At 50.2% G+C, this 26,314-nt stretch carries 32 protein-coding genes; 6 read left to right on the top strand and 26 right to left on the bottom strand.

All coding sequences use genetic code 11. The features are described 5' to 3' along the window. Positions 1-19 precede the first annotated feature (19 nt). From priA to RTV33_RS03660, 6 genes are all read right to left on the bottom strand, one after another. Complete coding sequence (priA, locus tag RTV33_RS03685; protein WP_312641672.1) at positions 20-2,488, bottom strand: primosomal protein N'; 2,469 nt, start codon at positions 2,486-2,488, stop codon at positions 20-22. 33 nt (positions 2,489-2,521) lie between these two features. Next, complete coding sequence (gene rpoZ, locus RTV33_RS03680) at positions 2,522-2,746, bottom strand: DNA-directed RNA polymerase subunit omega (protein ID WP_312641670.1); 225 nt, start codon at positions 2,744-2,746, stop codon at positions 2,522-2,524. After that, complete coding sequence (gmk, locus tag RTV33_RS03675; RefSeq protein WP_312641668.1) at positions 2,743-3,351, bottom strand: guanylate kinase; 609 nt, start codon at positions 3,349-3,351, stop codon at positions 2,743-2,745. The genes rpoZ and gmk overlap by 4 nt, the downstream gene beginning before the upstream one ends. Further along, entirely contained in the window at positions 3,344-3,613 is a 270-nt protein-coding gene (remA, locus tag RTV33_RS03670; protein WP_092755666.1) for an extracellular matrix/biofilm regulator RemA, read from the bottom strand. The genes gmk and remA overlap by 8 nt, the downstream gene beginning before the upstream one ends. 159 nt (positions 3,614-3,772) lie before the next feature. After that, the gene (locus RTV33_RS03665; RefSeq protein WP_312641659.1) at positions 3,773-4,015 is read right to left on the bottom strand and encodes a sodium ion-translocating decarboxylase subunit beta; all 243 of its coding nucleotides are present in this window, start codon (positions 4,013-4,015) and stop codon (positions 3,773-3,775) included. 12 nt (positions 4,016-4,027) lie between these two features. Further along, a complete protein-coding gene (locus RTV33_RS03660; protein WP_312641657.1) occupies positions 4,028-4,906 on the bottom strand; it encodes a YicC/YloC family endoribonuclease in 879 nt (292 codons plus the stop codon). Positions 4,907-5,177: 271 nt separating this feature from the next. Between RTV33_RS03660 and yedF the strand changes: the two genes are divergently transcribed. Next, entirely contained in the window at positions 5,178-5,780 is a 603-nt protein-coding gene (yedF, locus tag RTV33_RS03655; protein ID WP_312641655.1) for a sulfurtransferase-like selenium metabolism protein YedF, read from the top strand. Between the two features lie 2 nt (positions 5,781-5,782). After that, positions 5,783-6,037, top strand: coding sequence for a DUF3343 domain-containing protein (locus RTV33_RS03650; protein WP_312641653.1), 255 nt, complete (start codon positions 5,783-5,785; stop codon positions 6,035-6,037). Positions 6,038-6,079: 42 nt separating this feature from the next. Here RTV33_RS03650 and RTV33_RS03645 read toward each other — a convergent pair whose 3' ends face one another. The 12 genes from RTV33_RS03645 to RTV33_RS03590 all read right to left on the bottom strand — a co-directional run bounded on the left by RTV33_RS03645 (position 6,080) and on the right by RTV33_RS03590 (position 16,611). Then, positions 6,080-7,081 (bottom strand): DUF4349 domain-containing protein, encoded by a 1,002-nt coding sequence (locus tag RTV33_RS03645; RefSeq protein WP_312641651.1) that lies wholly within the window; start codon positions 7,079-7,081, stop codon positions 6,080-6,082. Between the two features lie 143 nt (positions 7,082-7,224). Beyond that, positions 7,225-8,625, bottom strand: coding sequence for an oxaloacetate decarboxylase subunit alpha (locus RTV33_RS03640; RefSeq protein WP_312641649.1), 1,401 nt, complete (start codon positions 8,623-8,625; stop codon positions 7,225-7,227). Positions 8,626-8,708: 83 nt separating this feature from the next. Further along, positions 8,709-9,119 carry a biotin/lipoyl-containing protein gene (locus RTV33_RS03635; protein ID WP_312641647.1) on the bottom strand — a complete coding sequence of 137 codons (411 nt, stop codon included), beginning with the start codon at positions 9,117-9,119 and terminating at the stop codon, positions 8,709-8,711. Positions 9,120-9,197: 78 nt separating this feature from the next. Continuing rightward, positions 9,198-10,631: a carboxyl transferase domain-containing protein gene (locus RTV33_RS03630; protein ID WP_312641645.1), complete on the bottom strand. Its 1,434-nt coding sequence runs from the start codon at positions 10,629-10,631 to the stop codon at positions 9,198-9,200. Positions 10,632-10,852: 221 nt separating this feature from the next. Beyond that, on the bottom strand, positions 10,853-11,230 hold the full coding sequence (locus RTV33_RS03625) for a GNAT family N-acetyltransferase (protein WP_312641643.1): 378 nt from the start codon (positions 11,228-11,230) through the stop codon (positions 10,853-10,855). A gap of 12 nt (positions 11,231-11,242) precedes the next feature. After that, the gene (locus tag RTV33_RS03620; RefSeq protein ID WP_312641641.1) at positions 11,243-12,115 is read right to left on the bottom strand and encodes a pseudouridine synthase; all 873 of its coding nucleotides are present in this window, start codon (positions 12,113-12,115) and stop codon (positions 11,243-11,245) included. 110 nt (positions 12,116-12,225) lie between these two features. Further along, the gene (locus RTV33_RS03615; RefSeq protein WP_312641639.1) at positions 12,226-13,356 is read right to left on the bottom strand and encodes a D-alanyl-D-alanine carboxypeptidase family protein; all 1,131 of its coding nucleotides are present in this window, start codon (positions 13,354-13,356) and stop codon (positions 12,226-12,228) included. Positions 13,357-13,424: 68 nt separating this feature from the next. Next, positions 13,425-13,835, bottom strand: a complete 411-nt coding sequence (gene ytfJ, locus RTV33_RS03610; RefSeq protein ID WP_312641637.1) for a GerW family sporulation protein — start codon at positions 13,833-13,835, stop codon at positions 13,425-13,427. Positions 13,836-13,894: 59 nt separating this feature from the next. Further along, positions 13,895-14,560 carry a DUF2953 domain-containing protein gene (locus RTV33_RS03605; protein WP_312641635.1) on the bottom strand — a complete coding sequence of 222 codons (666 nt, stop codon included), beginning with the start codon at positions 14,558-14,560 and terminating at the stop codon, positions 13,895-13,897. 10 nt (positions 14,561-14,570) lie between these two features. Next, on the bottom strand, positions 14,571-15,182 hold the full coding sequence (scpB, locus tag RTV33_RS03600; RefSeq protein ID WP_312641633.1) for an SMC-Scp complex subunit ScpB: 612 nt from the start codon (positions 15,180-15,182) through the stop codon (positions 14,571-14,573). Between the two features lie 27 nt (positions 15,183-15,209). After that, a complete protein-coding gene (locus RTV33_RS03595; protein ID WP_312641631.1) occupies positions 15,210-15,938 on the bottom strand; it encodes a segregation/condensation protein A in 729 nt (242 codons plus the stop codon). Between the two features lie 10 nt (positions 15,939-15,948). Further along, positions 15,949-16,611: a site-2 protease family protein gene (locus RTV33_RS03590; RefSeq protein WP_312641629.1), complete on the bottom strand. Its 663-nt coding sequence runs from the start codon at positions 16,609-16,611 to the stop codon at positions 15,949-15,951. 368 nt (positions 16,612-16,979) lie between these two features. On the opposite strand from RTV33_RS03590, the gene rpmB reads away from it, so the two are divergent. From rpmB to RTV33_RS03570, 4 genes are all read left to right on the top strand, one after another. After that, positions 16,980-17,168, top strand: coding sequence for a 50S ribosomal protein L28 (gene rpmB / locus RTV33_RS03585; RefSeq protein WP_312641627.1), 189 nt, complete (start codon positions 16,980-16,982; stop codon positions 17,166-17,168). Between the two features lie 138 nt (positions 17,169-17,306). Next, a complete protein-coding gene (locus RTV33_RS03580) occupies positions 17,307-17,633 on the top strand; it encodes a PadR family transcriptional regulator (protein ID WP_312641625.1) in 327 nt (108 codons plus the stop codon). Continuing rightward, the gene (locus RTV33_RS03575) at positions 17,620-18,210 is read left to right on the top strand and encodes an HAAS signaling domain-containing protein (RefSeq protein WP_312641624.1); all 591 of its coding nucleotides are present in this window, start codon (positions 17,620-17,622) and stop codon (positions 18,208-18,210) included. Before RTV33_RS03580 ends, RTV33_RS03575 begins: the two co-directional genes overlap by 14 nt. Then, positions 18,207-19,259, top strand: coding sequence for a DUF4097 family beta strand repeat-containing protein (locus RTV33_RS03570; protein ID WP_312641622.1), 1,053 nt, complete (start codon positions 18,207-18,209; stop codon positions 19,257-19,259). Before RTV33_RS03575 ends, RTV33_RS03570 begins: the two co-directional genes overlap by 4 nt. A 40-nt stretch (positions 19,260-19,299) precedes the next feature. Here RTV33_RS03570 and RTV33_RS03565 read toward each other — a convergent pair whose 3' ends face one another. From RTV33_RS03565 to RTV33_RS03530, 8 genes are all read right to left on the bottom strand, one after another. Next, complete coding sequence (locus RTV33_RS03565) at positions 19,300-19,677, bottom strand: hypothetical protein (RefSeq protein WP_312641620.1); 378 nt, start codon at positions 19,675-19,677, stop codon at positions 19,300-19,302. Between the two features lie 17 nt (positions 19,678-19,694). Beyond that, the gene (locus RTV33_RS03560) at positions 19,695-20,708 is read right to left on the bottom strand and encodes an NAD(P)H-dependent glycerol-3-phosphate dehydrogenase (RefSeq protein WP_312641617.1); all 1,014 of its coding nucleotides are present in this window, start codon (positions 20,706-20,708) and stop codon (positions 19,695-19,697) included. Positions 20,709-20,721: 13 nt separating this feature from the next. Continuing rightward, entirely contained in the window at positions 20,722-21,378 is a 657-nt protein-coding gene (plsY, locus tag RTV33_RS03555; protein ID WP_312641615.1) for a glycerol-3-phosphate 1-O-acyltransferase PlsY, read from the bottom strand. A gap of 117 nt (positions 21,379-21,495) precedes the next feature. Continuing rightward, positions 21,496-22,815 carry a ribosome biogenesis GTPase Der gene (gene der, locus RTV33_RS03550; RefSeq protein ID WP_312641613.1) on the bottom strand — a complete coding sequence of 440 codons (1,320 nt, stop codon included), beginning with the start codon at positions 22,813-22,815 and terminating at the stop codon, positions 21,496-21,498. Positions 22,816-23,041: 226 nt separating this feature from the next. After that, a complete protein-coding gene (locus tag RTV33_RS03545) occupies positions 23,042-24,370 on the bottom strand; it encodes a DUF512 domain-containing protein (protein WP_312641611.1) in 1,329 nt (442 codons plus the stop codon). 117 nt (positions 24,371-24,487) lie between these two features. Further along, a complete protein-coding gene (rpmF, locus tag RTV33_RS03540) occupies positions 24,488-24,670 on the bottom strand; it encodes a 50S ribosomal protein L32 (RefSeq protein WP_312641609.1) in 183 nt (60 codons plus the stop codon). 30 nt (positions 24,671-24,700) lie between these two features. Then, entirely contained in the window at positions 24,701-25,201 is a 501-nt protein-coding gene (locus RTV33_RS03535) for a DUF177 domain-containing protein (protein ID WP_312641607.1), read from the bottom strand. Between the two features lie 184 nt (positions 25,202-25,385). Continuing rightward, entirely contained in the window at positions 25,386-26,279 is an 894-nt protein-coding gene (locus RTV33_RS03530) for a diaminopimelate dehydrogenase (RefSeq protein ID WP_312641605.1), read from the bottom strand. Positions 26,280-26,314: the final 35 nt, after the last annotated feature.

Genomic DNA, 26,314 nt, shown 5'->3' with positions numbered 1-26,314 from the left:
CTCCACCATCATAATATCGTTAAATTGTACCGTCAAAATACAGATCGGCGTAAACGGAGATTCCCTTGCCACCACGCTGTTTTCCAAACTGAACCAGTACGTCCGCCATCATGGTACGAAAGGCCTTGCTGCCCCTGCATTTGATGATAATTTTGTAGCGGAACTTTCCGCTCACGCGCAGCACCGTGTTGGGGGTAACCCCTAAGATACGAAGCGGCAGATCAGGGTAATGGCGTTTTGCCGTTTCGGTAAGGCTATTTTGAAAATTCTGTGCCGCACTGATGACCTCGTGCTCGTTTTCACCGCTAAAGCCAACAGCACACATCTGGCAAAACGGCGGGTAAAGCATAATTTTACGTGTTGCAATCTCGTTTTCGTAAAACCGTTCATAATCCTGCTGCGCCGCCAGCGTAAATATCTCGTTTTCGGGGAAATGCGTTTGAATGTAGGCTCTGCCGTGCAGCTCACCACGCCCGCTGCGCCCCACCACCTGCGTTAACAGGCTAAAGGTGCGTTCTTCGCTTTTGAAGTTATCGCCAAACAGCGTGCTGTCGGCCGCAAGCACACCCACCAACGTAACATTGGGGAAGTTAAGCCCCTTTGCGACCATCTGGGTGCCCACCATAATATCGTAATCGCCGCTAGCAAAGCGTTTAAAGCTTTCCTCATAGGCGTGTTTTGCCATCGTTGTATCTGCATCCATCCGCAATATGCGCGCAGATGGAAACAACATTTTTAGTTCGTCCTCAAGCTTTTGCGTGCCCGCACCTGCATATTTCACATACTCGCTGCCGCACACCCCGCATTTCTGCGCAAGGTCGCGCGAGTAGCCGCAGTAATGGCACATCAGCCGCCCGTTTGCATGGTGATAGATGAGCCCAATGCTGCAATGCGGGCAGGAAACCGCAGTGTTGCAGCTGGTGCACTTCACTAGTGTGTTGTAGCCCCTGCGGTTGAGCAGCAGGATGGATTGCTGCTTGTTTTGCAGGTTTTCGGCAATCTGTTCGCCCAGCACATGGCTGATGCTCAGCAGGTTGCCCTCACGCTGCTCCGCATCCATATCCACTACCGAAACCGCAGGCAGTACCGCGTCACCAAAACGCTCGGTGAGCGTAAACAGATGGTACCGCCCCGCGTTAGCGTGATAGTAGGTCTCTATACTCGGTGTGGCAGAGCACAACACCAGCTGCGCCTTGTGGCGCAAGATGCGCATCTTAGCCACCTCGCGGGCATGGTAACGGGGGCTCGCTTCGCTTTTGTAGGTGTTTTCCTGCTCCTCATCGATGATAATGATGCCGAGGTTCTCAAACGGTGCGAATACCGCCGAACGCGTACCCACCGCAATGTCCACTTGCCCGGTGCGGATGCGCTTCCATTCATCCAGGCGTTCACCCATAGAAAGCCCGCTGTGCAATATCGCCACCCGCCTACCAAACCGCGAAATAAACACCTCGATGGTTTGTGGAGTAAGTGAAATTTCGGGCACCAGAACAATTACCTGCCTGTTCTGTGCCACTACATCCTCAATCAGCCGCAGAAATACGCTTGTTTTTCCACTGCCTGTTACACCGTACAGCAGCGATACGGCAGGCTCGTTTTTATAATAAAGAGCCTTGATGCCTTCATAGGCAACCTGTTGGTGCTCCGTGAGCACCGTCTGCTGAGCACGCACCCCGCTATCGGTAATGGGCGAGCGCAGCACCTCATGCTCAAACAGCTCTACCATGCCCTTTTTTTCGAGCGTTTTAATGACCGCCCCGGTAGTGCCTGTAAAATAACCTACCTCTTTTACCGAAGCAGTGCCCACACTGCACAGCAGCTCGAGCACCGAGCGCTGCTTCGGGGTAAGCTTGACGTTGTCTGGTATCCCTTCGGCACAATCGCCGCAAAGGCGTACCATCGTTATGGTTTCATCACCAATTCTGCGTCTGGCGCTCTCTTCACACAGCAGCCACCCCTCGGCGGTGAGCTTTTTCAGCATTGGATTTTCGGGGGTGAGCCCAAATACCTCACAGAGCTTTTCTTTTAGTATCGGGGCTTTGCGCCCCCTCACATAGTCGAGCAGCGCCTGCTCTTCGCCCGATAACACAGCTATCCCAGCGGGTGGCTGTGGGTTTGCGTGGTACACAAAGCCGAGGTTATACCCCACCCCCGCAGGCAGCAGGGTTTTTACCGCATCATAATAGGTGCAAAAAGTGTTTTCCTTGAGGTAGTATACCAGCTCAAGCAGCTCGGGGGTAAGATAAATCTCTTCATCCAGCAATAGCGAAAGGGGCTTAATCTTCTGCGTCTGTGCGGTTTCTTCCGGCTTTTCAACACCCAGTATCACTCCCTGCCGCTTGCGATTGCCTGCGCCAAACGGCACCAAAACACGACAACCCGGCCTCACAATGGGCTGGTACTCCACCGGAACAAGATAGTCGTACAGCTTGTCAAAATGAAACGCGGCTTTATCCACCGCAACCTTTGCTATCAAACGCACTGTCACGACAAGCAGTCCTCCATCACAAATTTTGCAGAATTATTCTTCAATGTTCAGTCCGATGTTGGCAGACTCTATCAGCTTCACTTTACCGTTGGCAAACTCTTCTACCGCCAGCATAACAGGCTTTTCAACCAAAACCTTCTTGTTTTCTTCTGCTTCCTCGGTAATCTCGCGTGCGCGCTTTGCTACGGCAACAACAAGAGAGTAGGGGCTTTCATTGTTTTTGAGAATCTGGGAAATGGATGGTCTTAACATGTTCATATCTGCTGCACCTCATCTATAAAATCTTTCATGTAATGTGTGCTGCATTTCGCAGCACGTAGAATTGCGCCTATTTTTTCCACCGCATCGTCGACATTGTCGTTGATAACAGCGTAGTCGTATTGATTTGCCTGTGCCAGTTCATTTTTTGCGGCGTCCATGCGGCGGTTGATGGTCTCCTCATCCTCGGTACGGCGATCGATCAGCCGCTTGGTCAGCTCCGCCATGCTCGGGGGCAGAATAAAGATCATCAGCGCATCGGGGCACTTCTGCTTTACCTGCATTGCACCCTGCACCTCAATCTCTAAAATCACATCGTTTCCGGCACAGAGCTCGCGCTCCACCATTTCGCGCGGTGTACCGTAATAGTTACCGCTGTACAGCGCATGCTCCAGCATTCCGTCGTTGTCGGCAAGCTGGCAAAATCGCTGCTCGGTCATAAAGTAGTAGTGTATGCCGTCCTCCTCGCCGGGGCGGGGGGTGCGGGTGGTGGCAGAAACCGACACCTTTACCTTTTCGTTCTGGGCCAAGTAGCTGCGCAGAACGGTGCCCTTGCCCACACCGGATGGGCCGGAGACCACTACCAGCAAGCCTTTGTTATTCATCCTCTGCAATCTCCTCATCGTCATCATCGTCATCGTTCAGGCGGTTCGCAACGGTTTCAGGCTGCACAGCCGAAAGCACCACATGGTCGCTGTCGGTAATAATCACCGCGCGGGTTCTTCTCCCGTAGGTGGCGTCGATCAGGGTACCGCGGTCGCGTGCATCCTGAATAATGCGCTTGATAGGCGCACTCTCGGGGCTGACAATGGCAACCAGCCTGTTGGCAGACACCATATTTCCAAAGCCGATATTAATCAGTTTCATTTGGGTTCCTCCTTTATTTCATGTCATCCGGGGGGCTGTCCCCAACTCGATGCGGGCGCTGCCCGCTATTGTCTGTGCTTATTTGAATTCTATGGTTTTGGGGGCTGCATTTTGCCAATTGCAGCACGTTAGCCCCCGCTTGCTTGCGGGCGCTGCCCGCTATCTATGTTTTTTTCGGTAAAGAATAGCCCCTGCCATTGCCAGAAGCAGCAATACCGCGATACCGCCCAGAATGATGGGCAACAGCGGGTTGACAGTATGTGCTACATAAATCGCAGTCGGGCCGTCCGCCCCGCCAATCACAGCGATGGAACCCGCCTGTGTGATACTGCCGGTTGCAGAAAACCGAACTGCAGAGTAGCCGGCTATTGCCATTAGCGGTATCAAGAAGAGCCCTAGCATACCAAACACATCCTATTCAATATTCTGAATTTGCTCGCGAATCTTTTCAATTTCACTTTTCACATCTACCACGATACGGGCAACTTCGATGTCCTGCGCCTTGCTGCCGATGGTGTTGGTTTCGCGGTTGAACTCCTGCACCAAGAAATCGAGCTTTCTCCCCACAGGCTCTTTCAGCTTTAAAATATCACGGAACTGCGCAATATGGCTGCGCAGGCGCACGGTTTCTTCATCCACTGCGGTTTTTTCCGAGAAAATAGCCGCCTCGGTGAGAATACGCTGGTCGTCGATGTTGGTGTTTTCCAGTACGTCCTTCAGCTTGTTGTAAAGGCGCGCGCGGTATTCCTCCACCACACGGGGCGAGCGATTTTCAATCAGCCCCACCGCGTTTTCAATGTTGACCAGACGGTTTAGGCAGTCTTCCTTTAGGCGGTCTCCCTCGGCGGCACGCATTGCCACAAAACGCTCGGCGGCTTCATCCAGTACGGTCTTCACCCCGTTCCAGATGACCTCCTCATCTTCCATGCCTTTGCGCACGGTAAAGATATCGGAAAAACGTGAAACAGCAGAAAGCGACAGGTCATCCACCAACCCCAGCTTGTCGCCCAGCGCCCGCAGTGCTTCGGTGTAGCTCTTTGCCAGCTCGTAGTTTACCTCTACCTGAGCATTTGCGCCCTCCAACGTCACAACGGTGACGTTTACATCCACCTTGCCGCGTGAAATTTTCGTTTGCAGGTAGCTTTTCAGTTTTTCCTCCAGATAGCCATAGGCACGTGGTACACGGCATGAAAATTCAAAAAAACGGTGGTTGACGCTCTTAATCTCCACCAAAATATCACGCCCGTCAATGGTTTCCTGTGCACGCCCAAAGCCCGTCATACTTCTGATCATAACATTCCTCCAAGCCGCCAAAATAGCGGCCGTATTCTATTCTATACCCGGTTAAGGCAATAAAAAGGGCAAACGAATCCATCTTTCTATTTTACTATCTTTGCAGGATGAATGCAACCGAAAGGAGCAAAAACCAAGTTTTTTTGTAACCCAATTGTAATTATTTAGTTTTTCGATATACGGAACCGATTATTACAAAACATCATTGTACTTGTATGTTTCAGAGTGGTATACTATGCTTAATCATAATTTTTTGAAAGGCGTGGCCACCATGATAAATATTGATGCAAAGGGCAAGGCCTGCCCAATGCCTGTAATTATGGCAAAAAAAGAGCTGGATGCCGGTGCAAAACAGCTTACCATTGAGGTTGATAACCAAATAGCCGTAGAAAATTTGAAACGTCTGGGCGAAAGCCAAGGCTTTACAGTAACGGCTTTCGGTGAGGGAGCAAGCTTTCAGGTGGCATTTTCTGCCGACGGCAGCTTGGTACAAAGCACCGCCACCAAAGCAGAGGGGCTAACCGAAGCAGCGGTAAAAGCTGATTGGGTGCTGTTTGTCGGCAACGAAGGCATTGGCAGCGGCAGCCCCGAACTTGGCGGTAATCTGATGACCATGCTGTTTTATACGCTTGCGCAGGGGAACGACCTGCCAAAATCGGTTTTGTTTATGAATGGCGGGGTAAAGCTACCCACACAAAACGAACAGGTGGTAGAGCACCTGCACACCTTACAGGAGCGTGGCTGTGAGGTTTTGGTATGCGGCACCTGCCTCAATTATTATGGGCTGAGCGAACAGCTTAAAATCGGAACCGTGAGCAATATGTACGATATCTCCTCGCGTATGCTTGCTGCGGCTAAAGTTATTTCGTTTTAGTTATGTTTTATCTTCTTTCTTTCTCCTCTACGCATGACGGTATTGTAACTAAAATGCACCTGCGCAATCAGTTTGAGTTTACTATTCTGCCTACTCCGCGCGAAATACACGCAAGCTGCGGTATTTCTATCCGTATCCGTGCGGAGGATTACGATACCATTACCGCCTTGCTTGCGAGCCTTAAACTGGATTCCAGCAGAGTTCAGGTGTACCGCATTGAAACAACAGACGGCAAAAACAGCTATCATCCTGTTTAAAAGGCACCGGCTATCTAAAAGCCGGTGCCTTTTCATTTTACACTATTGCTTAGGGCTGTTATCATCAGCCGAATTATCTAATTCAGTTAAATCTTTTCTCCATTTTTTTCTGTGCAGTTTTTGAGTGTCACCCATTGCCAAACGCTTTACTTTGCGTAAAACAATTACCACGGCAAGAATCAGAACTGCCCAGATGATGAGATAAGGCAGGTTTACTACAAGCCACACTGCAAAGTTCTGGCCGCCTTCGCCGATGTCATAAACGGTTTCTTGAAAGCCTGTCGTCATACGGCTCCACACTGTTTTTTCTTCGGCAGGGGTAACGCGTTCCACCTCATTAACGTCAAGCGTTACCGTGCTGTAATCCACCTGATTGTCGTAGGTGCGCAGCTGCGATTCGTAGTTTTCCAGCTCGTAGCGTACCTGTGACAGGCGCTGTTCCAACTGGATAATATCCTCCAGCTTCTCCGCTTTTTCCAGCAATGCAAGCAGGCGTTCCTGCTCAATTTTCAGCGATTTTTTACGGCTTTCCACATCCACATACTGCAGTGTCACATCTTCGACCGATTCCTGCTTGTTGGTGATGTTGCCAAGCTCCCCAACCGTACCGATAAACTCATCGACCTTTGCCTTTGGCACACGTGCAACGATGTGAGAATAACGTCTGCCCTCACGGCGGTAGCTGTTTCCGCTGATTTCACTCTGTTCAATGTAGCCGCCCAGTGCCGAAATCTGCTGTGTAATTGACGCACTCAGGCTGTCGAAATCGAGTGCCTCCACATTGAGGTAAACGCGGCGAATCAGCTTGCGTGAGCTGTCGGGCAGCATGTTGCCCCCGGTTGCGCTGTCACCTTTATCCATCCCTGCTGCGGTGTCTGCCGATGTTTCACCTTCTTCGGCATGCGCGTCAAACATCTGTGACATCTCCGCCGCTGTGCTGGAGGCTGCGGGCGCAGCGGCATTTTTGGGTGCACTGCATGCTGTGGCAAACAGCGCCAGTGTGAGCGCCAGAACCAATGCTGTAATTCGAACTGTATTTTTCATTATTTCTGCTCCTTTCGGGTTGTCGATTCCATCCTATTACCCTATTAGTGTAGCAGATGTGGTAATTTTTTGCATTACAGCTTGATTACATTGTGTTACAAAAAAACCATCTGCCTTTGGCAGATGGTTTTTTAATGGTTCTGTTAGACAGGATGTACGCCGTTCTCAGCATCCAGATGTTCACCGTCGATGCCGTATTTTTTCTGGCGGCGGCTCTCAAAGAACTTGGGAGCAACCTGCGGGAACATTGCCCAGGTGAGAACATCCTCTTCCTGCTCGTTGTATTTCGCAGGCAGTTCTGCCTTCATCTTTTCAACCTCAGGCTCAAGCAAATCAGCAGGACGGCAGTCGATCGGCTGATCGTCGCCAATGATTTTCTTGCGGAACTCGGGGTCGATGGGGGCAGGGGTTCTGCCGTACTCGCCGCGAACCATGCCTTTAAACTCTTTGGTCACCATCTTGTAGCGCTCGCCCATGATGATGTTGAACACAGCCTGTGTACCGACAATCTGTGAGGTAGGGGTAACCAGCGGGGGATATCCCGAGTCCTTACGAACATTCGGAATCTCCTTGAGCACATCCTCAAACTGATCCTCTTTGCCAGCCTGTTTGAGCTGAGAAACGAGGTTGGAGAGCATGCCGCCCGGCACCTGGTAAAGCAACGTGTTTGCGTCAACGCCCATTACTTTGGGGCTGAGCAGACCGTTGGCCAGATATTTTTCACGCAGCTTCGCAAAGTGAGCGCGAACCACATCGAGTTTTTTAAGGTCAAGGCCGGTATCGTACGGTGTACCCTTGAACGCGGCAACCATCGACTCGGTTGCGGGGTGGCTGGTGCCCAGCGCCAACGGAGACATTGCGGTGTCAATAACATCGCAGCCTGCCTCAACCGCCTTGTAACAAGCCATCGAAGCAAGACCGGAGGTGTAGTGGGTGTGGAGCTGAATGGGGATTTTCACTGTTTCTTTCAGTGCCTTTACCAGCTCGGGTGCTGTGGTGGGGTTGATAAGACCCGCCATATCCTTAATGCAGATAGAGTCTGCACCCGCGTTTTCCAACTCCTTGGCGTATTTTACGAAATACTCCAGATTGTGCACTGGGCTGGTGGTGTAAGAGATCGCAGCCTGCAGGTGTGCGCCCTCTTTTTTAGTGGCTTTGATGGAAGCCTCGAGGTTTCTGATATCGTTGAGCGCATCGAAGATTCTTAGAATATCAATGCCGTTTGCAACCGATTTCTGAACAAAGTAAGCAACCAGATCATCTGCGTAGTGACGGTAACCGAGCATGTTCTGCCCTCTGTAGAGCATTTGCAGCTTGGTATTGGGCATTCTCTTGCGCATGATCCTCAGTCTCTCCCAAGGGTCCTCATCAAGAAAACGAATGCACGCATCAAAGGTTGCGCCGCCCCAAACCTCTGCGGAATAAAAGCCAACCTCATCCATTGCGGGCAGAATATCATACATTTCGTCCATGCTCATGCGGGTTGCGATCAATGACTGATGCGCGTCGCGAAGCACGGTTTCGGTAATTTTTAATTTCGCCATATTGGCACCCCTTTCTGCGGCGGAAACACCGCCACTGGTAATTCGGACAGAGCCGTTCCTAAAATTTGTACAGGGTTGACTGATTAGCCTTCCATCGAAACAACCAAGTCGTTCGAGTTAACGGTTGCACCCTGAGCAACGTGAACAGCGGTTATTGTGCCGTCCTGAGGAGCCATAATATCGTTTTCCATCTTCATAGCCTCGAGAACGACAAGAACATCGCCCTTGGAGACCTTTTGTCCGGCTGAAACCTTAACGCCTACGATGGTGCCGGGCATTGGTGCGTTGATTTTAACAGAGCCAGCTGCACCGGCGGGAGCAGCAGGTGCTGCAGCGGGCGCTGGTGCTGCTGCAGGGGCGGGCGCCGGAGCAGGAGCTGCCACAGGAGCTGCAACGGGTGCGGGTGCGGTTACTACTGCCGGTGCATCTGCACCCAATTCTTCAACCTGTACGTCATATGCTCTACCGTTTACGGTTACTTTCATTCTTTTCACGATAAATCCTCCTCGTTTATAATTGATGTATCTTTCAAGCGTTTCAAAACGCCCTGCTTTTTATGCACTAAAGAATCTTTACAGAGGCATGTTGCTGTGCTTTTTCGGCAGCTTGCTTACGCGCTTGCCTGAAAGCATATCCAAAGCGGAAATCAGCATATCGCGGGTGTTGGCGGGGTCGATCACATCATCCACATAACCATCCTCGCACGCCTTGTAGGGGCTTGCCTCATTCGCAATATAATCGGCGGTAATGGCAGCCATATCCTTGGTTGCGCTCACATCATCCGCATGCAGAATTGCAGCTGCGGTTGCAGGCTCGAGTGCCGAGATAACGGCAGAGGGCCAAGCCAGAGCAATGTCGGCATTGGAGTTTTTGCCTGCCAACGCGATGTAAGCAGCACCGTAGGCCTTACCGGTAATCACTGCAATTTTTGGGGTGGTAGCCTCGGCATAAACATGAGCCAGTGTTGCAGCATATTTTGCAAGACCTGCGAGCTCTGCCTCAGCATCTGCAAGGAAGCCGCTGGCGTTTACAAAGGTAATAACCGGAATCTGGTAAGCGTCGCAAAGCTGCATCAGCAAAGCGAGCTTTTTGCAATTCTTTCTGCACAGTGGGCCACCCTTTGTGGAGGCAACACCGCAGGTAAAGCCGCCAATGGTAGCCAGCGCAATGTATGCGCCCTTGCTGCCGTATTCCGGCATCAGCTCCACTACGCTGCCTGCATCAAATATGTTTTCCACAATCGCAGCCGCGTCTAACTCGCCGCTTTCGCAAGCTGCTCTTAAAGCAGCCTCGGTGTCTGCTTTTGCAGCAAAATCAAAAATAGGCAGCGCGGAGAGGTTGTTTTGGGGCAACATTGAAACCAGATGCTTAGCTTTCGCAATGGCATCTTCGGTGGTTTTGGCGACAAGATGTGCCACACCGGCTTTCGCTGCGTTTGCAGCCGAGCCTGCACCCGCCACAGAAGCACCGTTTGCTTTCTCGATGGATGGGGCAGTTAAGAAAAACTCAGCTTCTTCACTCATCACGACAAGGTCTGCGCTGGCTGCCATCATAGCAGCAGTACCTGCACAGGTGCCCGCAATCACAGAAATCTGCGGAACCACACCGGAAAGGTTGTTGCTCCACAGCAGCATCTCGCCATATGCGGCAAGCGCGTCATTGCCCTCTTTTAAGGCTGCACCAAACGAATCGTAAATACCTACGACCGGTGCTCCGGTTTTCACTGCCAATTCATAGACCTTTTTAATTTTCGCAGCCTGCACCTTACCCACTGCGCCGCTCGCCTCGGTCTTATCCTGCGCAAATACAAACACGGTGGTGCCTTCCACAGCGCCGTAACCTGTTACAACGCCTGCGCTGCCGCCCCCTGCTTTTGCAAAAGCATCAAGCTCGGTAAAACTGCCCTCGTCCAAAAGGAGAGCCAATCTCTCGCGGGCGGGAGAAGCCTTAACCGCCTTTTCACGAGCGCCTGCCAAGATGTTTATTTTGCTATCAGCACTCATCATTTTTCCTCCATTCTATAAACCATAAATTAATTAGAAACTACACAAGGTTCTTTTACGCGGCCGTATTAACGCTACCACACGCAAAGAACGCTTCATCTTCCGTTCTCTGCCTGCAAAATTCGGCTTAAAAACCAAATTATGCTAGAAAACCGAAAATGTAACCAGTATATATTATACACCGTTCCATTTATAAGCACAATAGATTTATGCCGTTTCTTCGCTTAATGGCCGCATTTTTTACAATTTGACAAAAAATTATCAATATCATGTACAGATTTGTCAGTATACCCATAAGGTTGCAATAATTTCCATATGTCATCATCAAATACATCGGCAAAAATCGCGCTATTCACCCCGCTTGCGCTCGCGTAGTGAAACACCGCACGTACCAATCCGTCACACAGCTCCGCTCCGTATTCCTCTTTCACACCGACATCCACAATGGTGAGCGTTCCGCCCAGCTGAAAAATGCAGTAGCCCACCAGCTTGCCGCGGTCAAGCGCGGCATAGCTCTCGTATTCATCGGTATACAGCAGGTTGGAGTACTGGCAAAAGCTGCGCACAGCATCTTCGTTCTCGGTTTTTCTCAGCTCAAGCATTATGTTGCCCCCTTATTTCACCTTTTTATAGGTGCGCTTATCGGCCGGCTTTTTTTCTGCACGGTTGTTTCCGCTACCCCAGCTGCCGCGGGGCTTGCTCGCTTTTGCTTTGTTGGAATTTGCCGCAGCCTGCTGCTGCGCGCTGCGGATAGACGAGCCAAGCGCGTTCAGCTCCGGCTCGGTCAGTTCACGCCACTCGCCGGGCTGCAGCATACCAAGGCGCACCGGCCCAATGCTTGTCCTTTTCAGGCGTGCAACTTCAAGCCCCACCGCCTCGCACATTTTACGAATCTGACGGTTTCTGCCCTCGGTAATCACAATCTGCATCACAACACGCCCGGGCTCTTTGGTGAGCACCGTCACCTGCGCGGGTGCGGTTCTTACACCGTCAACCATCACACCTTCGGCAAGCTGCATTGCCTGCTTGTCGGTTACATCGGGGCGCACCGTAACACGGTATGCTTTATTGATATGAAACTTGGGATGCATCACCTGATTGGCAAACTCTCCGTCGTTGGTAAACAGCAAAAGCCCCTCGGAGTTTCTGTCCAGTCTGCCAATGGGGTAGACGCGCTCCGGTACATTCTCTACAAGCTCGGCGACGCATTTGCGGTCCATCTCATCATTTAGGGTAGTAACATAGCCGCGCGGCTTATTCAGCGCAATATAATAGCGGTGCTTTTTCACGTTGGTAATCAGCTTTTGCCCATCCACCGCGATTAGGTCGCGATAGGGGTTCACCCTCTGTCCGAGGATAGCCTTTCTGCCATTCACCGTGACAAGCCCCGCTTCAATCATCTCTTCCGATTTTCTACGGCTCGCAACACCGTTGTCTGCCATTACCTTTTGAATGCGTACACCATCATTTGTTTTTTTCTCTGCCATAATAAACTTCCTTTCTGCACTGCTCCCGCAGTTCATCCCTGGGGTAACCCCGTAAGTTTGTTTACAGCACCGCACAGCTTTGCGGCAGATGCGGCGCCTAATCTTATCATTTATCTCTGAAAAAAGTTTTTGATTCTTTCTAACAGCCCTTTTTGCTTTTCTGCAACCGGCCGTGCTGCTACATCTTCGGTAGCGCACAACGGTATCCGTCTAAGCTCTCTGCCATCTAAGGTAAGCACTACCTCACCCACTGCGGCTCCCTTTTTTACAGGGGCAAGCACAAAACGGTTCATTCCAATTTTTGCCTGAACGCGCACTTGTTCCCCTTCAGCCAGCGCGGCGGTCAGCCCGCCCTGCGGCGCTAGCCCAACGCTGCTGCTTACACCGCCACCCACCGCAATCTCCAGCGGCGGCAGCAGGGCAGAAAGATCGGTGCTTTTCAGCTGCTCAAAGCCGTAATCCAGCATCTTGGTATGCATTCTCCAGTCGTCGGGGCAGCCAAGTGTTACCGCGATCAGCGTTACACCGTCGCGCTCTGCCGCGGATACAAGACATCGACCCGCCTTTTTGGTAAAGCCTGTTTTTACACCGATTGCGCCTTTATAATCATCCAGCAACCGATTATGGTTTCTCATCCAGCGTTTAAACGGTGGATTCCCGTATTCCAGTGTCATGCGGTATTGCGAGCAAATCTCAGCAAACGCCTCGTTTTTTAGTGCGGCTTGTGCCAACAGTGCCATATCGTAAGCGGTGGAGTAGTGTTCGTCGCCGTCAAGCCCCGAGGGCGTTTCAAATGACGTACCTTCCATGCCAAGTTCTTCGGCACGCTTGTTCATCATTTCCACAAACAGCTGTCGACTGCCCGCAATGTGTACTGCCGCAGCATTTGCTGCATCGTTGCCCGAGGCAAGCAGCATACCCGCAGCCAACACACGAAGTGTTACCGAATCGTCCGGAACAAGCCCCATTGACGAGCCCTCTACACGAATCGCATCTGCATCAACGGTAAAGTATTCATCAAGGTTCTCCTGCTCTAGCGTAAGCAGAGCCGACATTATTTTTGTGGTACTCGCCATTGGCATGCGCTCGCGCTCATTCTGCGCAAACAAAACCCTGCCACTCTGTGCATCCATCAGCACCGCGCCCTTAGCGTTCACCTCAATGCTATATGCCTGCACCGAAAGCAACATACTAAAAACGACCAGTATTGAGCCAAAGCAACCTATTTTTTGAACCATCATAAAACACCTGCCCGATTTTATATCTATGCGGGCAGTTGGTTGTCCTATACGGCGGCTTGTTTCTTAAATTATTCTGCGGGCACTGCGGAGGGCTCTGTGCCCTTTTTCGGCTTGTTGAACATCGCAGCAACCTTGTCAATCACCTCGGGCACCATATTCACCGCACGGTCGACTGAGCCATCAAACTTCTCCATCTGCAGCATTTTCACGTTGCCACCCGGGGAGATGACCAGAAATGCGAGCGGCTGAATCGTAACGCCTGCACCACTGCCGCCGCCAAACATATCCTTGGGTTTGGAGGTTGGCAGGTCGGAGCCGCCTGAAGCAAACCCAAAGCTTACCTTTGATACAGGAATTACAACGGTGCCGTCAGGCGTGATAATCTGATCGCCGATGATCGTATTCACATCCACCAGTGTTTTCAAATTTTCGAGAGAGGCGCTGAGAATTCCCTCGATGTGCCCCTGACTTTGACTCATAAAAATACACCCCTTACGGCAAAGTGCCGTTAAAATTATTTTTGTTGATCTAATCTCAATTAAGTTTTCCCTGCCGGTTCTTCCTTTTTCTGCGGGGCTGCGGTACGATTACCGGAAGATGCCGCACCGCGTTTTATCATCTTCCATAAAAACGATGCGCCGATGCGCAGCGCCGCACCCAGTGCAATGATCGGGGTAATCTGCACACAAAAGCGCAGGGTAAAACTCCCCTCGTCCGATAAAAAATCGGGTCGGATATCCAGCTCGACGCGTTTCATCTTGATATAATTTTGCAGCGCGGCATACGCACCGTATAGGTAGGCACTCGTTTTGCCGTAATTCACCGCCGTGTCCGAAGCATCTTCAGCGGCAACGGTCATGTGCAGCGTAAGGTCACATACGCGCAGATTACGTAAAATCATCCGCAGCCCGCCCGTCGCCGATTGTACCAGATCAAGTACAATGCCAACCATATCGGTAAGTGCCTGCGGCTTGCCGCCTGTTTGCTTCTCTTTCTTTTTGAGCTCGCGTTCAGCACCCTTTTTCGCCTGCTTCTCTGCTTCTTTTGCAAGCTTTTCTGCGTCCTCCTCGGGCGTGTTCACCTGTATTTTAAAGAACAGATACCCAATCCATACCTGCAGCTTGTCCTCCCAGCAAATCCATACCGAAACCGGCATGCACAGCAAGAAAAGCAGCACACCCAAAACGCACAAAAAAATTATCATACCGTCACCGTCATTTCAACTGAGCAGCCATCGCCATCCGGTCGCTTCCTGTCTGTTCATCAAAACTGACCTGTCCCTCAATCTCATTTTCGCCAGCATCCTCACCGTCATTCTCAGAGGGTAACGTGGGTAGCTGTTCGAGGCTTTGCAGCCCAAAGCAGCGCAGAAAGTTGGAGGTGGTAATATAAGCTACTGGCTTACCGGGAAGCTCCAGCCTGCCGTTTTCCTCCACAAGTCCCCTCTCAACCAGAGTATTGACCACACTGCCGCTGTCTACACCACGCACCTGCTCTACAAAACTTTTTGTTACCGGCTGATTGTATGCAATGATTGCCAGCACCTCGAGCGCCGCCTGTGAAAGCGGCTGGTTGCGCTTAATCTCAAGCGCCGCACGGATGTGGGGGGCATACAGCTCGCGGGTTACCATTTGGTAGCAGTCGTTCAGCACCAGAATCTCCACTGCGCCATCCTGCTCCTCATAGTGGTCGCGTACACGGTCGAGCACGCTGTAAGCCACAGGGATATCGCACTCCAGCACCTGCGCCAGCCGCGCCGCCGAAACCGGTTCGCCGCTCGCAAACAGCACCGCCTCTGCAATTTTTTCTATCTTATTTAACCGCAATTTATTTCACCCAACCTTGTTACACATTTACGACCTGTCCGTTTTGCCCACAGGAGCTGACCTGCGGAACATAACCTGCTGATTATCATCCGATATTGTGACGCGTTTACTTTTTACCAGCTCGAGCACCGCGAGAAAGGTTGCAACCAGCTCGCTGCGGTCACCGCTTTCTTCAAACAGGCTGTCAAAGCGCACCAGACGCTGCTTATACAAGCGTTTGAGCACAAAGATGATTTTGGAGGCAACGCTCACCACCCTGTGCTTTACAATGCCCGAAAACGCAGTAACCGGCGGCGGCAGGCGCTTTTGTGCCTTACCCAATGTCATTAAATACGCGGCTATCAGCTCGCTGGGGGAATGCGTTAACGTATAGGTGAGGTCGGCTTCCAACTCCATAGGCTCACGCACAAACAAATCGGCTGTGCGGTTTTGCTGCGCCAGCAACGCCGCCACCTGTTTGCAGGTTTGATATTCCAGTAGCTGTCCGGTGAGCTCTTGCTTGAGCTTTTCTTCCTCGTCCTCATGTTTTGGCAGCAGCGAAATCGTCTTCATGTAAACAAGACGCGACGCCATCTCCAAAAACTCGCTCGCAACCTCCATGTTCTGAAACTGTGCTTCATCAATGTGCGCGACATACTGATCTAGCAGCTTTGCAATCTCAATATCGTAAATATTCAGCTTGTGCTTGGAAATCAGATACAGCAGGAGATCCAACGGTCCCTCAAACTGATCCAACTTGAACGTTAGCTTATCCATAGGTTACTCCTTAAAGGAATAAGTTTATGAGCAAATCAACCGGGATTGTAATAAAATCGACAAAACGCAGCAAAAAGCTTGAGACAAACTGTATTGGGCGCGACAATACGCCTGTAAACAAGAGCAGCAGCATACCAATATAGATGTAGCGCTGATAATACTCGATTTTAAAGTAATATTTGTGGGGCAGCACGTATTCTAGCAAACGCGAGCCGTCCAACGGCGGTACCGGAATCAGGTTGAACACCGCCCAGTAGATGGTGGTATTTGCAAGTATCAACAGTATACTCAGAATGCCCTGGGCCAACCCCGTAATAAAACCGATTTTATAAAACACCGCACCCAGCACCTTATAAAGAGTCACCAAAACAGCACCCAACAGCACGTTGGAAACCGGGCCCGCAAGTGCAACCAGCGCCATGTCACGTTTGGGGTTACGTAGGTTGCTGCCGTAAACCGGCACGGGTTTGCCCCAGCCGAAGCCAAACAAGATAAACGCGATGCTTCCGAACAGGTCAAGGTGTGCAATGGGGTTGAGCGTCATTCTGCCGTTAAAACGCGCGGTTTTGTCGCCCAGTTTATATGCCGCAAGGGCATGGGCATACTCGTGAATCGGCATAATTGTCAGCAGCATTACCAAACTGATGAATATGCTCTGAAGGCTAAGTCTCATAAAAATTATCACTCCATACTTTTTGTAGCCGTTATCCGGGTGCCGCCCCCGCAATTTCACATGTATTTTGGCAAAATTGTGCTACTTTACTAATTTTATATTATACCTATTGTAGGGCATAATTACAAGGTAAATGGCGGTTTACGAGCTTTTTTTACCGAAAATTCATATTTCGCTGTACTATTTTTACAAAAGCCCTTGATTTCATTTCGTAAATCTGATAGTATACTACTGTTGACTTTATAAATCCGCCTATTCTTTTTAGAATAAGCGGCATTTAAATCTATCAAAGGCGTTAAACCTTGCGGGTAACCTTACCTGCATGAAATACAGCCAGAAAATTAGGTCGGTAAGGAGGTGCAGATATTATGGCAAAATGCGACATCTGCGGAAAAGGCGTTACTTTTGGTATTAGGGTTTCTCACTCTCACAGACGTTCCAACAGAACTTGGAAGCCTAATGTGAAACGTGTTAAGGCGATTGTCAAAGGTACTCCCAGCCACATTCACGCTTGCACCCGCTGCCTGCGTTCAGGTAAAGTAACACGCGCTATCTAAGTTGAAATCTGCATTTAAAAAAGACTATCCGTTTGGGTAGTCTTTTTTTATTTTTCCAAAAACATATTATTGGTTGACATTTAATATTATACGCCGTATAATATAGCACGTAATATAATTAATGAGAGGTGATGCTTTATGACGTTTGGACTAAGTGCGGCACTGCTGGATGCATGTGTGCTGGCTGTACTCTCACGAGGTGATACCTACGGGTATATTTTAACACAAAATGTACGCGAAGTAATGGATATATCGGATTCTACACTTTACCCTGTGCTGCGGCGGCTGCAAAAGGACGGTTACCTAACCACCTACGATCAGCCGTTTCAGGGTAGAAACCGCCGTTATTACTCGATTACCGAGCAGGGGCATGCACAGTATCAGCAGTATATTACCGAATGGGTATGTTACAAGCATAGATTGGATAAGGTTATTTTGGGAGGGATAGAGGATGACCAGACTTGATTTTTTTCTGAGGCTGCGTGAAGGGCTGCAAAAACTGCCGCCCGAGGAGATTGAAAATGCTGTTCGTTACTACACCGAATATTTCGATGATGCCGGTGAAGAAAATGTGCAAAAGGTATTGGAAGAACTGGGCGACCCAATGAAAATTGCGCAGCAGATCACAGCGGAATATATGGTTCGCGATTTAACCGTATACCGTCCGCAGAATTCGGCGAAGAAGGGGCTTTCCGCAGTTTGGATTGCGGTTCTCGCGGTGTTCGCTTCCCCCATCGCGCTGCCCATTGCAATTGCAATTGCGGGTGTAGCCTTTGCTCTGGTGGCTGCAGCGGCAGCGGTGCTGCTCGCATTTTTCTGCGGGGTATTCGCACTCATAATTGCAGGTTTGGCCGTCTTTATCGCGGGCTTTTTTATGCTGGGGGTTCACGTGCCCACGGGGCTATGCGCCATTGGCATGGGGTTACTGGTAGCAGGGCTTGGGCTACTGCTCTTTCTGCCTGTTCTGTGGCTTGCCAAAGCAACCTTTAGTGGTATTGCACGTCTAATCAGCAGAAATGTAACTAGGAGGAAAACGGTATGAAAAAGAGTACGATGATCGTTTTAATCGTTGCCGCATGCATGGTTGTATTGGGTGCACTGCTTGCAGGAACCGCCTATGCCATCAGCGGTGGGAATATTGGTATCTACTGGAACAATTCCTCAGGCTGGTACCACGGAAACAGCTACAGCGATGACGGCAGGGTCACCGCACAAACGGTAGACACCGGCGCTTTCACCAGTATCGATGCGGATGTTGATTTTGCCGAGGTGCGGCTCATCCGCTCAGACCGCAACTATGTAGAGTATGCTTTTGCGATAAACCAGCCAAAGCCTATCTGCACCGTTTCCGCAGGCGGTACACTGCAATTTCAGCAAAGGCAGCATGACAATCGCTCTGTATTTTCATTTTTTGATGGTATCCCCTTTGGCAGCCGTGGGCAAAGCTATGTCTATATTTATTACCGCGCCGAGCAGCTTGATTTTGTCACGGTCAAAACCTCAGCGGGTGATGTTCAGCTGAAGGATCTCGCGGTAAAAGACACCTTGAATTTAGAGATTGATTTCGGCAAGCTTACCGTCAGCAATGTGAGTGCCGCCAACATTAATGCAGAAGTCTCAAGCGGAGACAGCCGATTTACCGATATAACTGCAGATGGGCTGGTGTTTGACAGTGACTTTGGAAAAGTAACTTTTGAAAACATCACCACCAGAAATTTTCAGTCCAACACCAGCAGTGGCGATACCACCGTGCTAAACTGCCGCCTTGGCAACGCCGAATTTGACAGCGATTTCGGCAGAATCACAGCTGAGCACACCACTGCCGAAGGGCTGCGGGTAAACTGCGACAGCGGTGACATCAGCTTTAGCGGCACCTTTACAGGCATCACCGACATTGATTCCGATTTTGGCAAGGTCAGCCTGAGCACCGACGTCCCGCGTGAGCAGTACAGTATTGCCCTAAGTACCGATTTTGGTAGCATTCATGTAAATAACGAAAAATTTACCGGCTCTGTCAATCAAAACAGCGGCGCACCCAACAGTATTACCATACAAAACGGCGGCGGCAGCATTGCGGTGAACTTTCAATAAATGCCAAAAAGGTTTCTGAGCCAATGCTCAGAAACCTTTTTTATTCCTCAATCTTCTTTTCTTCGTGCTCATTGTTATCTATGGTGTCATCAGATTCTTCATAGTCGACATCAAGCACTGCATCTTCATCTTCATCTTCATCTTCATCATCTTCATCATCGGCAAGCTGCTCGCTCTCGGCAGCTCGCTGCGCTTCCTCTTGCGCCTTCTGATCCTTAATATCTCTAAATGCCGAAATCAGAAACCAGATGGGTGCCGCAATGAATACTACAATCGTAATACCAATAAATACGCGCTGATTGCTCGGCACCTGCCCGAAATCCTTGATCAGGCCAAATGCAAGGTATAAAATATAGAGAGCGGCGATTACCCGAAATGTAGGGCTTAAACCCTTACCTTTTTCTTTTTTGTCTGCCATTCGTTTTCCTCCGAGACTTATTTGGATTGCAGCCAGATGGTTTCTGACTCATGGCGCTTGGGTCGCCCCATCAGGTCGGCTATCGCCTGCTTGGGTGACTTGTTTTTATACAGCACCTGATAGCACTGCTCTACGATCGGCATCTCTACATCCACGCTTTGGCTGAGCTCGTAGGCAGCCTTGGTAGCAAGGTACCCCTCTACGGTCATACCCACCTTTTCCAGGGCCTGACGCGCAGTATTACCCTGCCCAATGAAGATACCGGCACGGCGGTTGCGCGAATGCATACTGGTACAGGTTACAATAAGGTCTCCAATACCCGAAAGCCCGCCAAATGTCTCATGGTGTGCACCCAGTGCAACGCCAAGCCTTGCAATTTCAGTAATGCCACGGGTCATCAATGCGGCTTTGGTGTTGTCACCCAGCTTTAGGCCGTCGCAAACACCGGCGGCAAGCGCAATTACGTTTTTCAGCGCACCACCAAACTCCACGCCCTTAATGTCATCATTCACGTAGATACGCAAGGTAGGGTTCATAAGAACATCCTGCACCAGCTCCGCAGCCTCACGGTTTGCCGAAGCGGCAACCACGGTGGTGGGTACACCTGTTGCAACCTCCTCGGCGTGGGAGGGCCCCGAAATCACCACAACCTCACACTGCGGCAGCTCTTCGGCAATTACTTCAGAAAGGCGCTTGTGCGACTGATCTTCCAAGCCCTTTGCCACCGAGGCAAGCACGCTGCCTTGTGCCATATAAGGCTGAAGCTTCCGCGCCGTTTCACGAATTGCAAACGACGGTACCGCCAAAATAACAAGGTCACAGCCCTGTACATCTGCAATGGTGCTTGTAAGCTTGATCTCCTGCGGAATTTTTACCTTGGGCAGCAGACGCAGGTTCTGCCCATCGCGTATGATTGCCGTAATTTCAGCAGGAAATGCACTCCACAGGGTCACCTCGTGCTCCATTTTATTACACATCACCGAAAGGGCAATGCCAAAGCCTCCGGCTCCTAATACACCAATCTTTGCCACGTGCTGTTCCCTCCTATTTTTCTTCCTTTGGTTTTCCAAATTTATACTCCGTACCGTTCATCAGGCGTTTAATATTTACGCGGTGCATATACACCACAATCAGCCCGATGAACACCGAAAAAACAGTGTCGATCACAGCGGGCCTGTTGGTTATTGTGAGCACAACGTATGTAACGATGGGATAGAGCACCGCACCCGTAATAGACACAGCTGATACAATTTTGCAAAGAAACAAAAGCGGCACACAGATAACCAACAGCACCAGAAATACAATCGGGTTAATGACCAGAATCATACCCAGTGATGTCAGCACGCCCTTGCCGCCCTTAAACCCAAAATAAAGCGGGAACAGATGCCCCAGAATGGTAAATATGCCTGCGACAAAGCCGATGTCAAACGGCAGTGTGCCGAACAGGTTGCTGAAAACCGCCCTGCTTACCGCCACCGTGATAATGCTTTTGCTGAAATCGCCCACCGTTACCAGCGCGGCGGCACCTTTGCCAAAGGTACGCAAAACATTGGTCATGCCTGCATTACCGCTGCCAAAGTCGCGCACGTCCTTATGAAAAAACAGCTTGGAAACAATCACCGACCAACTGATGCTGCCAAGTAAATAGGAGCATACCGCAACAATCAGGGCGCCAAGAATGATAGCAGTCTGTGTCGACATCGCAATCCCTCCGAAGATGAAGTTTGGTGGCTGTAGCTGTTACTATCATAACGCGTACGCCGCCATATTTCAAGAGCGGGGACACCCCCACAGGAAATTTGAAGAAATTTTATGAGCCTACTCGCCTCTTTGCCTTGTCACCATACGGATAGGGGTACCCTGCAAGCCAAAAGTCTCACGGATCTGGTTCTCGATGTAGCGCTGATACGAGAAATGGTACAACTCCGCTTTGTTGACAAATGATACAAATGTCGGCGGGCGGATGGAGGCCTGTGTAATGTAGTAGATCTTCAGGCGCTTGCCCTTGTCTGTTGGCGGCTGAACGCGCGCTGTCGCATAAGCAAGCACATCGTTGAGCTTACCGGTGGAGATACGCATACAGTTCTGCTCGTTCACATAGTGGATCATTTCAAACAGCTTATCCAGCCTCTGCCCTGTTTTTGCCGAAATAAACACAAAAGGCGCGTATGACATAAAGCTGAAATCGTTCTCCAGCTTTTTTTGGTACTCCTGCATAGTCTTGCCGTCTTTTTCCACAGCATCCCATTTGTTCACCGCAATGATGCATCCCTTGCCTTGCTCATGCGCATAGCCTGCAATCTTGCTGTCCTGCTCGGTAAAACCCTCAAGCGCATCAATTAATATGACGCAGACATCGCTGCGATCCACCGCCATATAAGAGCGGAGCACCGAATAGCGCTCAATGTTCTCTTCTACACGGCTTTTTCTGCGGATGCCCGCGGTATCAATAAATACATATTTGCCGCGTTCATCGTTTATAACCGTATCGGTGGAGTCTCGGGTGGTGCCGGCGATGTCGGAGACGATCATGCGCTCCTCGCCCGCAATTTTGTTAACGAGCGAGCTTTTGCCAACGTTGGGCTTTCCGATGATCGCCACCTTGATGTAATCGTCTTCGTATTCCTCGGCACGGTCAAAATCGATGTGCTTGAAGCACTCGTCGAGCAGGTCACCTGTGCCATGCCCATGCACCGACGATACTGCAACGGGGTCGCCCAAGCCGAGGTTGTAAAATTCGTAAAAATCGGGCGGAACCTGACCGGGCGCGTCACATTTATTGACACACAGCACAATGGGCTTACCGCTCTTCTGCAGCATCATCGCAATATCCTGGTCGGTTGCGGTAACGCCTGTTTTAATATCCACAACAAGGATAATGACATCCGCACTTTCGATTGCAATCTGTGCCTGATGGCGCATCTGCGACAGAATGATATCATCGGTTTTCGGTTCGATACCGCCGGTATCCACCAGCATAACCTCTTTGTTCAGCCATTCGCACTCCGCGTAGATACGGTCGCGCGTTACACCGGGTGTGTCTTCCACAATAGAAAGACGCTGGCCAATCAGCTTATTGAACAGGGTAGATTTACCCACGTTGGGCCGCCCAACCACTGCAATAATCGGTTTTGACATAAATTTCCGCCTCCTCTGCGGGCAACGCCCGCTTGTAATCCGTATGAGTATTTTTCGTTTTTTATTTTACACTCTGTCCGCTCACTTACCTTGCAAGTAGAATTTGCCTGCCGTTTCGAGCAACGCCCGCCTGTAATCCGTACGAGTGCTTTTCGCCTTTTATTTTACGCTCTGCTCGATAACTTATGAACCGTAAACTATTGTTTACCTGTTTATCTTTCTCTGCTTACTCACAGGCATCTGCCCACAGGTCTTCATCGAGCATGCTGCCCAGCAGCTCGTAGCCGTCATTGTCCACCACCGAGAGCTTCACACCCAGTGCATCCTCCACCTGTTCGATGGTAAGGTCGTCCAAAAAACGGTCCTGCTCATGCCGCAGCATCGCCGAGCTAATGAGCACCTCTTCACCGAGGTCTTTGCCTTTGAGCTGTGCAATCAAGTCTGTACCTGTAATCAGCCCCGCTACAGTTATGTTTTCGCCAAAATATACATTCCGTATTATTTCAACGCGGCATCTGAGTTGATTGTACTTGTTTTGTGCCTGTGTCGCAAGTGTTTTCATAAATTCACCCGCCGCAACACCCGTTGCAATCGTTACACTGCGTTTTTTATTGCTTTCACGCGCGTCAGCAAGTGCCTCGGCAAACTCCTGTTTCAGCATCGCAAGCAGCCCTACGCCGTTCTCAAGCTGATCGAATCCGCCGTAATATTCCTCATCGGGGATAGGCCGCTCTGCCAGCAGAAAAAATTCATCGGCAGGGTAAACGATACGTTCGCCGTGCTCCTTTAAAAATCCATCGGAATAGCGGTGAATGGTATCAATCACCTGCCCCGCCTCATCTTTGGTGTAGGGGCGCAGCGGGTACAGCCCATCGCGAAATTTTGTAGTACCCACCGGTACGCAAGCAATGCTCTCTACTGCGGGGAACAACTGTGCCAAATCGGTAATGCTGCGTTCCAGCTCTTTACCGTCATTAACACCGGGACAAAGCACGAGCTGGGTGTTGATTTTAATATCATGCTCCGCCAGCCGTTTTAAATACCGCAGCGAAGTCGCCGCTGCCGGGTTTTTCATCAGCGTAATGCGCAACTCGGGGTTGGTGCTGTGCACCGAAACATTGATCGGGCTGATGCGCATTTTGATAATGCGGTCAATATCTTCGCCGGTGAGGTTGGTAAGCGTGATGTAGTTCCCAAACAAGAAGGACATCCGCGAATCGTCGTCCTTCACATATAAGGTGTCGCGCATATTGGGCGGCATTTGGTCGACAAAACAAAAAACACACTTGTTTTTGCAGGTATGCTGCCGGTCCATCAGATAGGTTTCAAAGTCCAGCCCGAGGTCGTCATACTCCTGCTTGGCAATGGCAATATGACGGCGCTTACCGCCGATATCCTCCACCTCAACATCAAGTTTTTCATCGGTCATATAAAAACGATAGTCCAGCACATCCACAATGGGGTTGCCGTTAATGGTATGCAGGGTTTCACCCGCCGCAATGCCGGCCTTCTGTGCGGGTGAGCGATGCTCGACACTTTTTATTTTTACAGACATTGCAATGAGTTCTCCCCTTTCTATGGTAGCGTTCTACGCCCGAGTACCTATTATACAAAGTGCTGCCGTCGAAAAAAATGAGGGAGGATAAATCCTCCCTCATCCTTTGAGAGGCAATTAAGCCTCTTTCTTGATAACCTCTTTGCCTTTATAGAAACCGCAGTTCGGGCAAACTCTGTGAGGCATTTTCAGCTCACCGCACTGTGTGCATTTGGAGAAAGCGGGAGCATCCAGCTTCCAGACGCTGGAACGTCTTTTATCTCTTCTTGCTTTTGATACTTTTCTCTTTGGTACTGCCATGTTCAGCACCTCCTTATAAACTGTGTATTTTTAATTTTCCAGTAATTTACTTAATATTTCAAGGCGCGGGTCAACCCGCTTTTGGGTGCAATTGCATGACTTTTCATTTAAATTTATGCCACAAGTGGGGCATATTCCCTTGCAATCCTCTTTACACAAAACCTTACTGGGCAATTCAAGTATAATATCGGACGACGCCAGCTCATCCAAGTCCAACACAAGGTTGGGCACCACAACGAGTTCATCGTTGCTGTCATCATTGACCTGTTTCACCAAAATGTGTTCGAAGCCAAACACAACAGGGGTATCGATAGGAGCAAGACATCTGTCGCAAACAGTGTGAGCAATAGCGGATGCAGTATAGCTTAGGGATACTATACCCGCGCGGTTTGTAACCTTACCGCTCAGATGTACAGGCTCGGTAAAGGGGTTTGTCATTCCCAGCTTGACCCCCGAAAGGTTGAGATTGCAGTCAAAATTGACGCTTTCCCCCACAATTTCGAAGAGCTGTTTTAAATCAATCATCATCATGACACCTCATAACGCCACGCAGAATATTATATAGTTCTAAAGCGGCTTTGTCAATAGCTTTTCCGCCTTTTTGTGAGATAATACAGGCAAAAACGCCCTTGCCCACAAATCGTTTTAGATTTTGTACAAGCAGCCGGGTGTTTCATTCAGCTGAAAGCTTTTGCAAGTTCTATGATAGCACAAATCACACCAGCTGTCGAATCAGCATTTCGCGGTCACCCTCCAGCAGGTCGATTACGGGAATTTCAATCATGGTGTACGCGCCCGGTGCCTGCTTTACGCTGGCTCTTGCCGCGCTTACTAAAATTTGTGCGGTGAGGGCGGGGTTGTTGATTTTCATGCTAAATTCAAACTGCTGGTTCTGGGTGATACCCGAAACACCCTTGCGCACCATATTTACCCCGTGCCCCATATCGTGCAGTGCGTCCACGTCGGCAACCTCAATAACATGGGTTTCATCATGTGCAAAGTATGCATCCGCCTTAATTTTTTTGGCTACTTCCTCACAGGTATAGCCTTTTTCCAACTCAATGTAAACCATTCTGCGGTGAATTGAGGTGCCCAGAGGAATGGTCATTGACAGTGCCTTGCGCACCCCTTCAATCGCTTTGACTGCAACGGTGTGTCCCATACTCATACCAGGGCCGAAGTTGGTGTAGGTAATCCCCTTAGGTGCTGCGGCAAGCATCAGCGCGCGCACAATCGAATCCGAACCGGGGTCCCATCCCGCCGAGTGCACCGATACCGCGCCATGTGCCCTCGCAATCGGGTCAAGCGAGCTTTTCAAATCCCAAATGCCGCCATGAATATCGTAACTGTCTACGGTGTTGATGCCAAGCTCAAGGCATTGCTTTGCAAACTCGGGCACGGCACGGGTAGGAGCACATAGGATCGCCACGTCAGGGCGCACAGCAAGGTCTGCAACATCGCCAGCCAGCTGAACACCCGCAAGCTCAGCAGGAACCTGTGCCGGGTTGCGGCGCACAACGCCGACCAGCTCGCAATCTGCCGCGGCAGTCACCGCCTCAAAAACAGATTTACCAATATTACCATATCCAACAATTGCTACTTTAATCATGACATCACATCTCCTTATCGAAACTATATTGTCAT

Source organism: Hydrogenoanaerobacterium sp. (assembly GCF_032017025.1).
Taxonomy (GTDB): domain Bacteria; phylum Bacillota; class Clostridia; order Oscillospirales; family Ruminococcaceae; genus Hydrogenoanaerobacterium.
This window is presented reverse-complemented; position numbering and strand designations above follow the sequence as displayed.